The following is a 383-nucleotide window of genomic DNA, read 5'->3' on the forward strand; positions in this document are numbered from 1 at the left end:
TTGTCTTGGTGCTCAACCCATAGGCAGCTGTACTGCCGAGCCTCTAGGCCGGGCATTAACGCCTGCTCGAAGCTGTCCATGAGGGCCCGTTTCTGCTCGGGCGGTAGATCCGCCTCGGCAAAGCTCAGCACGCCGCTGGTGTACTTCTTGGCGTACCGGCTGGAGTCGATCAGTGCGGCCACCTGCTCGGGATCGCCACGCAGCAGGGTTGACCCCTCCCGCTGGCCGTCCCGGCCCAGCAGGTACTGCGTCGGCCCCTTGCCACCGCCAGTGCCCCTAGCGTGGAACTTCACGATCACTTGTGCAGCGCTCGCAGTTCGGCCAACTCACGCTCAACCCCGGCCAGGGCGCCTATGACCTGGACGCGATCAACAGCCCCCCAC

General features: G+C 65.5%; 1 pseudogene. It reads right to left on the reverse strand.

What is annotated here, in order from left to right:
* Nucleotides 1-293 (reverse strand): annotated as a pseudogene (locus GHO42_RS04700) (nuclease); the annotation flags it as partial.
* Nucleotides 294-383: the final 90 nt, after the last annotated feature.

It is taken from the genome of Pseudomonas sp. FSL R10-0056 (assembly GCF_009600105.1).
GTDB classification, from domain to species: domain Bacteria; phylum Pseudomonadota; class Gammaproteobacteria; order Pseudomonadales; family Pseudomonadaceae; genus Aquipseudomonas; species Aquipseudomonas bubulae.